Consider the following 13,908-nt stretch of genomic DNA (forward strand, 5'->3'; position numbering starts at 1 on the left):
AAACCTTGGGCTTTCCCTCTCTTTAAAAAACACTCAATGCTAAATATTAATATGATTAATTTAATAAGAAGGAATTTGCTGGTAGTGGTTTTGTGCACATCTTTTTCAGTAATATCCTGTAAAGATGTATGGCAAGATCATAACGAATTGAATATTCAGGCGCTAGATAAAACCCTAATTGAACAAATTAGTGAAGACAGTAATTTAAGTTTGTTTAAAACCTATTTAGAGCAAACTGGCTATGATAAAGTTTTAGCAAGCTCTAAATCTTTTACAGTTTGGGCACCTGTTAATAGTGCATTGCAAAATTTAGATCAAGCTATTGTAAATGATAAAGACAAGCTTAAATCTTTTGTGGGCAACCATATATCTTATCAGTCTTACTTTACAAATACGCCTAAGCCATCTTTAATCATAAGAATGTTAAATGGAAAGAATACCACTTTTACTGCATTAAAATTTGAAAATGCCAGCATTGTTGATGCAGATTTATACGTAAAAAATGGAGTGTTACACACCATTAATGAAGCATCTGTACCAAAACCTAACGCTTGGGAATATTTACAATCTTCTACACTGGCAACCAAACAATCAAAATTTATAGCTTCTTTAGAACGAACAGAAATTGATACCACTAATGGAGTAAGACTTTTTGTAGATCCTGTTTCTGGTAGAACTGTTTTTCAGGAAGGCACCACTTTTCCGGTGCAACGTAATTCTTATTTTCAAAATGTATCTAATATTAGTAGTGAAGACAGTTTAATTACCTGCATTATTTTAACTGATGCTGCCTTTGATTTCGAAATTAATAAGTTAAGCAGCTTTAACCATACACCAAATGTTTTAAAATCAGATTCACTTACTAAATTTAATGCAGTAAAAGATTTGGTAATTAAAGGCGTTTTTGATTTAAATAGTCTTCCCGATTCTTTAACCGCAGTTACCGGAGTAAAAATCCATTTAGATAAAAATGCAGTGGTAGAAACCCGCCAGCTAAGTAATGGGGTGGCTTATGTAGTAAGTAGCATTGGTTATAAACTACTCCAAAATAAAATACCTACGGTATTAATACAAGGAGAGGCTTTAGATTCGCTACGTACGCCAACAGCGCCAGTTTATAAAATACAAAAAGATCCATCGGGTAAATTGTTTAAGCAAATACAGGTTTCTAATATTACTTCTTCGCCAAGTCCGCTATATTATTACAGGTACAAAGCTAAAGTGTATGCTACAAAATACGCTGTTTACTGGAGATGTATAAATGATATATATGCTACCCCAATATCAATGGCCGTAAAATTTAATCCTTTAAGAAAATATGATGTGGCTATGGCCGCAATGGATTATAAGGATGTACCTCCATTTAATGCCGCAAACCCGGTTACTTACCGTTTAGAATACTTGGGCGAATATACAGTAACAGACTATGGAGACTTATACACTTTTCTGGTTTCTTCACTTGGTGTCACAAGCTTAGCGCCAACGGCACTTTCTCTTGATTATATAAAATTAGTACCTATTAATTAATACCAGAAAGAATTCTATGCTCACAATAAATAAATCGATAAAAAAAATCTTAGTGTTTGGATTGGTGATTTTCACCTATTCTACATCTATGTTTGCACAAACCGATTCTCTAAGCAAAGTCTCTTCAATATCAAGAGACCCTGCATATAAAAATTTAGTTAAAATTAGCGGATTAGTGAAAGATGCGGCAACTGGTAGTCCAATAATTGGCGCTAACATTACTGTAGAAGGTTATTCGGCTGCTATAACTGGCGAAAACGGAAAATTTACTATTAACGTTCCTAATTTACAAAGCGCAGTAGTGGTTTCTGGTGCTAATTATCAAACTAAAGAGGTAGCACTTAAAGGAAAGTTAAATGTTGAAGTCATCTTGTATGAAGAAACTTACAGGTCTGTTTATGATGTTGCTGTACTGCCTTTTTCATCCGATTTAAAAAATAGAATTCCCTATGCTGTAAATTCAATCAATAATAATCAGGCTTGGAAAAAACCAACAGAAACACCTGATAGCTATTTACAAGGCAGCTTTGCCGGGTTAGATGTGGTAAGAAGATCTGGAACACCAGATATTGGCGCTAATATGTATTTAAGAGGCTACAATTCGCTTTACGCAACCAGTCAGCCTCTTATAGTAGTAGATGGGATGATTTTTGACAACAATTCTTACGGCGCATCACTTGTAGAAGGGCATCAAAATAATTCGCTGGCCAATATAGATATTAAGGATATTGAAAATATTACGCTTATAAAAGATGGAGGTTCTTTATATGGTACCAAAGGTGCTAATGGCGTATTGCTTATTACTACAACCAAAGTTAAAGATGTAGCCACCCATTTAGATTTTGCCGCTTATGGAGGAGTAAATCAAAACGTAAAAGCTTTACCTGTAATGCAAGCTAATGATTATCGCATTTACCTTTCAGATGTATTAAAATCTAAAGGCTTAACAGATGCAGCAGTGCAGGCTCAGCCCTATATGAATGATGATCCAAATACTGGTTTTTATACCTACCACAACAATACAAACTGGCAAAATGAGGTAACAGATGATGCTACAAGCCAAAACTATTATTTAAGAGTAACAGGTGGTGATGATATTGCTACTTATGCTTTATCATTAGGGTATTTAGATAATAATGGCATCATCAATAATACCAGCCTTACCCGTTATCAAACTCGTTTTAATGCAAATTTTAACCTCTCTAAAAAATTAGAAGCCTATACCAATCTTTCATTTAGCAGGAGTGAACAAGATTTAAACAATCAGGCTTTAGGAAGTAAAAAATCTCCACTTTATTTATCGCTAATTAAAGCTCCATTTCTTTCTCCAAATGAAATTTCTGAGTTAGGCATATCGTCTCCAAACTTCTCCGATACAGATATTTTTGGAATCAGCAATCCTTCAGTAGTTGTTTCCGATGCTTTTGTAGCCAAAAATAATAGCTACCGTTTTATGGGGTCTTTTGGCTTTGGTTATGCTTTTAATAATAAGTTCAAGTTAAATACACTTTTTGGTGTCACCTTTAATAAGGTCCGCGAAAACATGTTTGTTCCTCAAATAGGCGTTTCTGCAGATGTTTTAACTACTGCTATAGGTTATAACCAAACATCAGCAAGTTTACAGCGGTTGTTTTCGGTTTATAATGATACTTGGCTATCTTTTAATCATGATTTTAATCAAAATCATAAACTAACTTCAAATTTAGGATTCAGGTATAATAGTAATAAATCAGAATATGATACGGGCTTAAGCTATAATACTGCCAGTGATGATTTTATTACCCTAAATAGTGGGCAAACTACGTTAAGAACCGTTGGTGGATCTTTAGGGAAATGGAACTGGTTAAACACTTATGCTAATTTAAATTATTCGGCTTTTAGCAAATATTTTGTGGCATTTAATCTTGCTGTAGATGGTTCTTCTCGTTTCGGACAGGAAATACCAAGTGCTTTAGCTATTGGCAATTACCGTTATGCGGTGTTGCCTTCCGTGGCGGCTTCTTGGTTAGTTTCTTCAGAAGATTTTATGGCAAATGCTGCTTTTGTAGAGAGCTTAAAATTGCGTTTAAGCTACGGCTTAGCCGGTAATGATGACATTGGTAACTATGCAGCCAAAACATATTATGTATCTCAAAATTTCTTAGGTCGCCAAGGCCTTGTTAGAGGAAATATTGGTAACCCCGAATTAAAGTGGGAAACCAATACAAAATTTAATGCTGGTGTAGATGCTGCTTTCTTAAAAGACAGGCTAAATATTAGTTTAGATTTTTACCACAACAAAATTAGTGATATGTTAATTTATGAGCCTGTTTATACCTCATCTGGCTTTAATTATGCTTTAACTAATAGTGGCGCCATGCGAAATTTAGGTTTGGAGTTGGGGCTAAACGGTAGGTTAATTAATAAAAGTGATTTAAAATGGGATATGGGCTTAACGCTTGCCACCAACCACAATAAGGTAAATCAATTACCTAACAATGATGATTTGATTACCGAATATGGCGGTGCAACCATACTAACCAGAGTTGGTGAAAAAGCAAATTCATTTTATGGCTATAAAACAAACGGAGTATATGCTTCTGATACTGAAGCCGCTACTGCTGGTTTACAAAACAAAACTGCCGAAGGGGCTTTAATCCCTTTTAAAGGAGGCGATGTACGGTTTATTGATACCAATAATGATTTAGTTATTGATGCAAATGACCAACAAATTATTGGAGATGCCAACCCAGATTTAGTAGGTTCTTACAGCAATAAATTAGTTTATAAAAGATTTACACTCGATGCATTTTTTACATTTAACTTGGGAAACGATTTGTATAATGGCTTAAGAGCTAACCTAGAAGCAATGAGTGGTTTAGAAAATCAAACCCTAAGCATTAATAACAGGTGGCGTACCAACGGCCAAGTAACCAATGTGCCGGCAGCTGTATTTGGAGATCCCATGCAAAATTCTCGCTTTTCTGATAGATGGGTAGAAGATGGTTCTTACTTACGTTTAAGAGCCTTGTCTTTAAGCTATAATGTGCCTTTAAAATCTAGTTTTATAAGAAATGCAACAATTTATGCAACGGCTAATAATGTTGTTACTTTCACTAAATACTTAGGCTACGACCCAGAATTTAATGGCAATAGCAGTGTATTTGCTCGTGGGGTAGATTTAGGGATGAACCCGCTTTATAAATCTATGCAATTGGGCGTTCGCATAGGACTATAATTATAATTATTAAAGATGATGATCAATATGAACACAAGAATATATAGTAAATTAAAAAAAGTATTTGTTTTGTTGATGGTAACAAGCTTGCTGGTGTCTTGTAAAAAGATGCTGGATGTAGCGCCAGAAGATGCCTTAGAAGCAAAACAAATGTATCGTAATGTGTATGATGCAGATGCTGCTGTTTTAGGTATTTATGGTAAATTTTCTGGCCTTGCAGAACGTTACATTATACTTAATGAGCTAAGGGGCGATTTGTTAGAAGTTACGCCAAACGCTAATGCTTATTTAAGAGAGATTAGTACACATCAGGTTTCTGAAGATAACCCTTACGCAGATCCACGACCATTTTATGAAGTCATCATCAATTGTAATGATGCCATGAAAAACTTTACCATTATGCATGATGCTAAGCTTTTAGATGATATTCAATACAACCAAAGATATACAGAAGTAGGCTTATTACGCTGCTGGTTATATTTACAGTTAGGCATTCAATATGGCAACGTTCCTTATGTAACCCAAGCTATTGATAACGTAAACGATTTAAAAGATGAGTCTAAATTTCCTAAGCTTACTTTTAACGAACTTTTGGATAAGTTAATTGAATTTACAGAAGCTGTTCCTAAGGTTTATCTTAACCAAAATACATCTTCGGCAAGTCCTACGCTCATCATGCCAATGAATAGATATACAGTTAGAGATGGCGTGTTTAAGTTTTTTATTCATAGAAAAAGTTTGTTGGGAGATATTAACCTATGGAAGGGAAATTATACCAAAGCCGCCGAATATTACAAAGCTGTAATGGAATTAGGCACTACAACCACCACATCTGCAGATCAAAGAGTTGATATTTATGATACTTATCGCATCACTAATGATAATTCTGGAAGAAACACTTTATTAACCATTGGTACTATCAACCCTTGGTCTAATATATTTAGTAACGTGTTAGATGAGGTAGAAACCAACAGAGAACGCATGTGGACTTTGCCTTTAGATAAAGATTTTGCGCCAGGTAATCCTTTTATTAGTTTGTTTTCTTTAACCGGAAAATATTTGGTAAAACCATCTGCATTGGCCATTAATAATTGGGACAATCAGGTGCGTATGGATGGTGGTTTAACAGATCGACGTGGGCTCAACAATTCTTATTCTTCGCCGGGAGCGAATGCTCAAGTTGCAAAATACACTAAGAATTATACTATAACAGCTCCTTTTGAAAACACAGGAATTTGGATGTTGTACAGAGCTGCAATTTTACATTTAAGATATGCCGAAGCTGCAAATCAGGCGGGTTATAGTGCAGTAGCCGGTGTAGTTATAAACGATGGTTTTTTTGATAAAGGTGTTGTTTATGCAAGCAATCCTACCCCGTTTGATTTTAACGCATTTAAAGGAACAGTAAACGGTAACTGGTACCGAAGTATTGGAATTAGAGGGAGAGCGGTAAATAAAAGTGTCACTTTTGATATTGCCAATTTGCAAATCGATACCGAAAATAAAATTATTGAGGAAGAAGCTTTAGAAACGGCTTTTGAAGGTTACAGATGGCAAGATCTTTTACGTATTGCGTTAAGAAGAGAATCTACTGAGCCTAATTATTTAGCTAATAAAATAGGAGATAAGTTTACTGCTGCCGGAAGTGCAGATGCCGCTATTGTACGTTCAAGATTAAGTAATAAAGCAAATTGGTACCTGCCTTTTAAATGGAAATAGATTTAATAGGCGTAATTTTTTGTAACCAGTGTATGTTTTTTTGAATTAAAAAACTCATTATTTATAAGAAAGAGAAATGAGCAACTCAAGTAGCTGCTCCAAGTTTCAGCTGCTCCCTTAATCAATAATTTTAATAAATTTCTAAACAGAAAAGTATTAAAATATCCTTTATCAAGATAAAAAATGAAAAAATATTTAAAACTGTACGCATTCCTTTTATTTTTACCTGTTGAATTAATGGCGCAACAACTCGCTTTCCCCGGGGCATTAGGGCGTGGGCGTTTTGCCAGCGGAGGCAGAGGGTTAGAGGTTTTTCATGTAACCAATTTGAATGATACAGGTGAAGGATCTTTTAGAGATGCAGTAAGTAAACCCAAAAGAACAGTGGTTTTTGATGTGGGCGGCGTAATTAATATAAAATCTAAAGTGCAGGTGGCATCTGATATTACCATTGCTGGCCAAACAGCTCCCGGAGAAGGAATTGTGATTTATGGAGATGGGGTTACTTTATCGGGGTCTAAAAATGTGATTATGCGGTATTTGCGCTTAAGAGGCAGTATTAACATGTCTAGAGGAACATGTACTTTAATTATTGATCATGCTGAGAATATGATATTTGACCATATTTCTGTTCAATGGGGCAGATGGGATAATCTTCACATTAAAGAAAGTAACAACATTACGCTGCAACATTGTATCATTGGCGAAGCCATCGATCCTCAAAGATTTGGCGCATTATTAGAAATTCCTACCAATATTAGTATTTATAATTCTCTTTGGATAGATAATCAAAGTAGAAACCCTAAAGCTAAAGCAAAAATAGAATTTGTAAATAATGTGGTGTATAATTGGGGTGTAACAGGCTTTGTAGGCGGGCATTCTAGTGCGCATCATTATCAAGATATCATCAATAATTATTTTATTGCTGGTCCAAACTCTAATAATTCATTTATTGGGCAGTTTAGCGCTACAGATCATGTTTATCATAAAGGGAATTTTGTTGATTTAAATAAAAATGGAGTTTTAGATGGTATAGCCGTTCAAGACGAATCTTTTAAATCTGAAAAGGCAACTTTAGAAGAAAAACCCACTGTTTTTAATGTGGATACAAAAATATTAACCGCACAAGAAGCCTATTTAAATGTGATAAAAGAAGTAGGCTGTAGCTTAAAAAGAGATGCGGTAGATTTACGTTTATTGGGTTACTTAAAATCTTTAGGTAAAGAAGGCGTTATTTTTAAAACAGAGCAAGCCTCCGGTGGTCAGGGAGTAATAAAAGCGGGTAAAAAAATTAAGGATAAAGACTTAGATGGGATGTCTGATCAATGGGAACGTCGCCATCAGTTAAACATCAAAAATGTAAATGATCATCAAAAAATTACAGCTTCTGGTTATTCAAACCTCGAAGAATATTTAAATAATTTGGTGACTGCTCATCAAAAATAAAGCGTATAAATGAATCTATATCTTAATATAAAAGTTAATTTTTTTGCAGTTCCTTTTGTTGTTTTAATGCTGAGTTGTGCTGTTTACGCTCAAGAAAAAATAGATAGAAAAGCACTGGTAGAAAGACATACCATAAAAATTGAAAAAGCCGACCCTCTTTCGTCATTAACAATTGGTAACGGCGAATTTGCCATGACAGTTGATGTTACCGGGCTACAATCTTTTCCAGATTTCTATCAGGATGGTGTGCCTTTAGGTACCCAGTCTGAATGGGGATGGGATAGCTTTAAAGATACGGCAGGCTACCGTTTAGAAGAAAGCTTTAAAGATTATGAGCAACATGGGCGTAAGGTAAGTTACGCTGTGCAAAAGTCTGAAACGGCAAGAGGTAAAGAAGCTGCAGATTGGTTTCGCCAAAATGCACATCGTTTACAGTTAGGTAATTTTGGACTAGAGTTTTATGATAAAAGCGGAAAGATTTTACCTATTTCTGCCATCAAAAACATTAAACAAGAATTAAACATGTACACCGGAATAATCCATTCGGTTTACGAAGTGGAAGGCGAAAAAGTAGAAGTGACTACCCTTGCTCAGCCCAATCAAGATGGCGTAATGGCTACTGTAAAATCAGCACTCATCAAAAAAGGACAGCTTAAAATAAGGTTAAGATATCCTTATCCAACAGCACAATGGGCAGATGTAGGAAATTATTTTGGAGAAGATAGCCAGCATCAAACACAAATAGTAAAACAATTAGGTTCATCAGCTCAAATTAAACATCAGTTACAAGGCACTCAATATGCTACCTCATTAAATTGGAGTGGCAAAGCTCAAATCAGCGAAAAGCAAAAGCATTATTTCTTAATTAGTCCTGATAAAAATCAAGATCAATTTCAAATCAGTATTACCTTTTCTCAAAACGATAAAATCCCATCTTCCTCATTTAAAGAGATAGCCAAAGCCAATCAAAAAACTTGGGAAACTTACTGGGAAAGTGGCGGGGCGGTTGATTTTTCTGGAAGTACAGATTCCAGGGCTTTTGAATTAGAAAGACGCGTGATTTTATCGCAATATTTAATGCGAGTGCAAGAAGCAGGTTATTTTCCGCCGCAAGAAACAGGCTTAACTTACAACAGTTGGTTTGGTAAACCGCATTTAGAAATGCATTGGTGGCATGGCGTTCATTATGCACTTTGGGGCAGGGCAAGTTTATTGCAAAAAAGTACCGATTGGTATTTTAAAGTAATGGATGGAGCAAAAAATATTGCAAAAAGACAAGGTTTTGAAGGCGTGAGATGGCAAAAAATGACCGATAATGAGGGTAACGAAGTTCCATCAAGTATTGGCGCCATGTTGGTTTGGCAACAGCCACATCCCATCACTTACACCGAATTGCTTTATCGGGATAACCCAAATAAAGCAGTTTTAGAAAAGTATAAAAAAATAGTTTTTGCTACCGCAGATTTTATGGCTTCGTTTGCCCATTTAAATCCTAAAACTAATAAATATGATTTGGGCCCGGGTTTAATTCCTGCTCAAGAAAGATTTAAAGCCGAAGAAACCTTTAACCCCACGTATGAACTTTGTTATTGGAAATGGGCTTTAGAAACAGCACAACAATGGCGTTTACGATTGGGAATGCCACGAGAAGCTAAATGGGATGATGTGATTCAAAAAATTGCGCCATTACCCGTTTTAGGTGATGTTTATTTGGCTGCCGAAAGCGCTCCAGATTCTTACACCAACCCAGAGTTTAAAACAGATCACCCTTCTGTTTTTGGTGCTTTTGGTATGTTGCCTCAAACAGGTTTGGTAGATACCACAATTATGAAAAACACCTTTAATCTTATTTGGAAAGATTGGAGTTGGGCCGAAACCTGGGGTTGGGATTTCCCATTAACTGCTATGACGGCTGCCAGGTTAGGAATGCCAGAAAAAGCAGTTGATGCTTTATTAATGAACATCAAAACAAATACTTATTTAGTAAACGGGCATAATTATCAAGACGATAGGTTAAGAATTTATATGCCTGGTAACGGCGGTTTATTAACCGCAGTTGCAATGATGTGTGCCGGCTGGGATGGTACAAATGAAAAGAATCCTGGATTCCCTAAAGATGGTACATGGAATGTACGTTGGGAGGGTCTTATAAAAATGCCTTAATAATAATGAGGGTTTATACATAATTGGTTCTGTAGGGGATTACGTTCTAGTAACTTCTGCAATTTCAGTAGGGATAACGTCAGCTTATCCCTACTTTCTTTTAAACAAGAATAAAAGATGAGTTTCTTTTTCTTTTTATAATTTGGTAAGATGAGACGTAAAGATTTTTTGATTTCAAGCGCATTAGCCGGCATCACTTTATTTTTGCCAGATTGGAGTTTGGCCTCCAATCAAAAAGATCCAAAACTATCCAAACTTGCTAAACGCTTAAAACCACTTCATAGAATTTTAGAGTTAGAAGGTTATTACGTTTGGTGTTGTAGCCCAATTTTAGCCGATGACGGTAAAGTTCATGTTTTTTATTCTCGGTGGGATGCCAAAAAAGGAATGGGAGGTTGGATAAACGGTTCAGAAATTTGTCAGGCTGTAGCCGATGGTCCCGAAGCAGAATTTAAACACCTTCGTGTAGTGTTAAAACCCCGAGGAACTGAATTTTGGGATGGCACTACCTGTCACAATCCGCTTATTAAAAAAGTAGATGGAAAATATGCGCTCTTTTATATGGGTAACCATAATGGTAAAACCAGTACCAAATTAATAGGTTTAAGCATAGCCGATGATCTTTTAGGCGAATTTAAACATGCAGAAAAACCTTTGCTGCAAGCGGGTAAACTAGGCAGTTGGGACGATCATTGCACCACCAACCCGGCGTTTGTAAAACATCCAAACGGGAAATATTACTTGTTTTATAAAAGCTGGAATACTGCCGATTATGATCAATCTAAAGATCAAATAAGAGGGAACAGGAAATATGGTTTGGCTATTGCCGATGCCTTAGAAGGTCCATATATTAAAACCTCAGAAAACCCGGTGATTGATTTTTCATCTAAAGGAAATAACGCTCAAATAGAAGATGCCTATATTTGGTGGGAACATCATCAGTTTAACGTTGTAGCCAGAGATATGGGTTATTATGATCACCTCAGAGGAATTTATATGAACAGTAAAGATGGATTAAACTGGAGCCAACCCGAAAGGGCTTTTGAAGAAGTTGCGCATTATTTTCAGCAGCCACCAGCGCCTTCCAATCTTAAAAAATATGGTCGGTTTGAAAGGCCACAATTATTGCTAAATCATAAAGGAAAACCCACACATTTGTTTGTCACTACCCAAGGAGGAGCTTTTAAAACCTCTTCTCCTTTTGTATTTAAGATAAGCTAAAACAAAATAAAAAATATCCCTTAGGGTAAAAAGGCAAACAAAAGCCTCATTGGGGTAAAATGTCGGTAACTTTGGTAAGGAGGTAAAAATAAAACGTATGAAAATCAAGATACTAATAGGGCTTTCTCTTTCTTTTTGCTCCCTATCAGCCCAAACACCATTTGCTGTCCAAGCTTTTAAATCTCAGGAAGTCCAATTACTTTCCAGCGATTTTAGCAAGGCTCAGGCAACAGATTTAAAATATATGATGGCTTTAGAGCCTGATCGTTTGTTGGCTCCTTATCTGCGTGAAGCTGGTTTAACTCCAAAAGCAACAAATTATAAAAACTGGGAAAGTGATGGTTTAGATGGGCATATTGGCGGTCATTATTTAACGGCACTTTCTTTAATGTATGCCTCAACCGGCGATGTAAAAGTGAAAGAACGCTTAAACTACATGCTGCAAGAGTTAAAAAAATGCCAAGATAAAAATGGTGATGGATACCTTGGTGGCGTACCGGGAAGTAAAGTATTTTGGGCTAAAATTTTTAATGGAGAAGTAGAAAAGGTGAGCGAAAAATGGGTGCCATTTTACAACATTCATAAAACATTTGCAGGCTTAAGAGATGCTTGGTTATATACCCAAAACAAACAAGCCAAGGCCATGCTCCTAAAGTTTGCCAATTGGCATGTAGCTTTATCTTCTAAATTAACCGACAAACAAATGGAAACCCTATTAAGAACAGAATATGGTGGGGTAAATGAGGTATTAGCTGATGTTGCCGCTATTACAGGAGATAAGAAATACTTGCTAGCCGCTCAAAAATTTTCTCAAAAAGCCATTTTAAATCCTTTAATAAAACATGAAGATAAATTAGATAATCTTCATGCAAACACGCAAATTCCTAAAATTATTGGCTTTAAACGTATTGCAGAAATAGACGGAAATGAGGATTATAACCAAGCAGCTCGGTTTTTTTGGGAAACCGTTACCCAACGCCGTTCAGTAGCTATTGGGGGAAATAGCGTGAGAGAACATTTTAATCCCGCCAATAATTTTAGCAGTATGATAAGTAGTGAGCAAGGACCAGAAACCTGCAATACTTACAACATGCTAAAGCTCACAAAAATGCTGTACCAGTCTGAAGGTTTGGTTAATTACATCGACTATTACGAACGAGCATTATATAATCATATTCTATCAACCCAACAGCCAGAAACAGGCGGTTTTGTGTATTTTACACCCATGCGTCCCGGGCATTACAGAGTGTATTCTCAGCCCGAAACCAGTATGTGGTGTTGCGTAGGTTCGGGAATAGAAAACCATGCAAAATATAACGAACTAATTTATGCGCATACGGCCAAAAACTTGTATGTGAATTTGTTTATTCCATCTGTTTTAAATTGGAATGAAAAGGGATTAACGCTTACTCAGCAAACTAAATTCCCAGAAGAAGAAGTCACACTTTTAAAAATCAACATTAAAAAACCAGCTACTTTTAGTTTAAATATTCGTTACCCAAAATGGGTTGATACCGGATTAATGAAGATAAAAGTGAATAAAAGGGAAGTTAAATTTAGCGCTAAGCCGGGTTCTTACGCAGCCATAACACAGACTTGGAAAAATGGAGATGAAGTGGAAGTAACTTTACCCATGAAAACCACAACAGAGCAATTGCCAGATGGCTCCAATTACGTAGCCGTTTTACATGGCCCTATTGTTTTGGCCGCCAAAACCGATACCACAAACATGAAAGATTTATATGCCGATGACAGCCGATTTGGACATGTAGCCAATGATAAACAATATCCATTATTAGGCATGCCCATATTTGTGAGTGAGCAGCAAAATTTAGCAAAATATATAAAACCCGTTGCAGGCAAACCACTTACTTTTAGTGCTTCCAAAATTATTTATCCTGCTCAATATAAAAGCCTAGAACTTATTCCATTTTATAAGTTGCACAATTCTCGTTACGTAATTTATTGGCAAACCGAGAATGAAAATCAGCTGAAAGCGAGACAAGAAAAACTGGCTATTGAAGAAGAAGCATTGGCTAAATTAGATGCTCAAACCATAGATTTGGTTTATCCGGGAGAGCAACAACCCGAGTCGGATCATTTTATGAAATCCGAAAAAAGTGAAAGCGGAGTAAACAATGGAAAGCATTGGCGAGATGCGAAAGCTTGGTTTAGTTATCAGTTAGCTGATGCGAAAAAAGAAGCTAAAAAGCTGCAAATCACTTATTATGGAAGAGACACTAAACGTCTGTTTAATATCCTTATCAATGGAGAAATTATTGTTTCAGAGAACTTCAAAAGTAGTAAAGGAGATAAGTTTTATACCCAAGATTATGAAATTCCAGCAGCGCTATTAGAAAATGCAAAAGGTGTTTTAGTAGTAAAATTTGAAGCTTTACAAGGCTCCGCGACAGCCGGAATTTATGAAGTGCGATTAATACGTTAAACTTTTTTTGATGAGGTGAGTTTGGGTATTAAAAAAGGTGAAATTCGCAGCAAAAAAACAACTTTCAAAAGCTAACCTAAATCTTTTACCTCAATTAACCACGAATACATTAGTGAAAATTCGTGAAATTCGTGGCAAAAAAAAAGCTTTTAATCATAAGAACATTAGT

General features: G+C 35.9%; 7 protein-coding genes. All 7 read left to right on the plus strand.

Translation table 11 applies throughout. From position 1 onward, the window contains the following. The first annotated feature begins 51 nt into the window (after nucleotides 1–51). The 7 genes from FA046_RS13785 to FA046_RS13815 all read left to right on the plus strand — a co-directional run bounded on the left by FA046_RS13785 (nucleotide 52) and on the right by FA046_RS13815 (nucleotide 13,739). Complete coding sequence (locus tag FA046_RS13785; protein ID WP_169303374.1) at nucleotides 52–1,527, plus strand: fasciclin domain-containing protein; 1,476 nt, start codon at nucleotides 52–54, stop codon at nucleotides 1,525–1,527. 16 nt (nucleotides 1,528–1,543) lie between these two features. Next, entirely contained in the window at nucleotides 1,544–4,744 is a 3,201-nt protein-coding gene (locus FA046_RS13790) for a SusC/RagA family TonB-linked outer membrane protein (protein ID WP_136827122.1), read from the plus strand. A gap of 27 nt (nucleotides 4,745–4,771) precedes the next feature. Continuing rightward, nucleotides 4,772–6,463 (plus strand): RagB/SusD family nutrient uptake outer membrane protein, encoded by a 1,692-nt coding sequence (locus FA046_RS13795; protein WP_169303375.1) that lies wholly within the window; start codon nucleotides 4,772–4,774, stop codon nucleotides 6,461–6,463. 183 nt (nucleotides 6,464–6,646) lie between these two features. Beyond that, nucleotides 6,647–7,909 (plus strand): pectate lyase family protein, encoded by a 1,263-nt coding sequence (locus FA046_RS13800; RefSeq protein ID WP_136827124.1) that lies wholly within the window; start codon nucleotides 6,647–6,649, stop codon nucleotides 7,907–7,909. A 9-nt stretch (nucleotides 7,910–7,918) separates the two neighbouring features. After that, a complete protein-coding gene (locus FA046_RS13805) occupies nucleotides 7,919–10,072 on the plus strand; it encodes a hypothetical protein (RefSeq protein ID WP_169303376.1) in 2,154 nt (717 codons plus the stop codon). A 150-nt stretch (nucleotides 10,073–10,222) separates the two neighbouring features. Then, nucleotides 10,223–11,293, plus strand: coding sequence for a glycoside hydrolase family protein (locus FA046_RS13810; protein ID WP_136827125.1), 1,071 nt, complete (start codon nucleotides 10,223–10,225; stop codon nucleotides 11,291–11,293). A gap of 97 nt (nucleotides 11,294–11,390) precedes the next feature. Next, complete coding sequence (locus FA046_RS13815) at nucleotides 11,391–13,739, plus strand: glycoside hydrolase family 127 protein (RefSeq protein WP_136827126.1); 2,349 nt, start codon at nucleotides 11,391–11,393, stop codon at nucleotides 13,737–13,739. The last annotated feature ends 169 nt before the right edge of the window (nucleotides 13,740–13,908 follow it).

Source organism: Pedobacter cryophilus (assembly GCF_005116455.1).
In the GTDB taxonomy this organism is placed as follows: domain Bacteria; phylum Bacteroidota; class Bacteroidia; order Sphingobacteriales; family Sphingobacteriaceae; genus Pseudopedobacter; species Pseudopedobacter cryophilum.

What these genes read in the sequence shown, in the direction of transcription:
- FA046_RS13785 (WP_169303374.1), top strand. Translation starts at nt 52, where the DNA reads ATGATTAATTTAATAAGAAGGAATTTGCTGGTAGTGGTTTTGTGCACA.
- FA046_RS13790 (WP_136827122.1), top strand. Translation starts at nt 1,544, where the DNA reads ATGCTCACAATAAATAAATCGATAAAAAAAATCTTAGTGTTTGGATTG.
- FA046_RS13795 (WP_169303375.1), top strand. Translation starts at nt 4,772, where the DNA reads ATGAACACAAGAATATATAGTAAATTAAAAAAAGTATTTGTTTTGTTG.
- FA046_RS13800 (WP_136827124.1), top strand. Translation starts at nt 6,647, where the DNA reads ATGAAAAAATATTTAAAACTGTACGCATTCCTTTTATTTTTACCTGTT.
- FA046_RS13805 (WP_169303376.1), top strand. Translation starts at nt 7,919, where the DNA reads ATGAATCTATATCTTAATATAAAAGTTAATTTTTTTGCAGTTCCTTTT.
- FA046_RS13810 (WP_136827125.1), top strand. Translation starts at nt 10,223, where the DNA reads ATGAGACGTAAAGATTTTTTGATTTCAAGCGCATTAGCCGGCATCACT.
- FA046_RS13815 (WP_136827126.1), top strand. Translation starts at nt 11,391, where the DNA reads ATGAAAATCAAGATACTAATAGGGCTTTCTCTTTCTTTTTGCTCCCTA.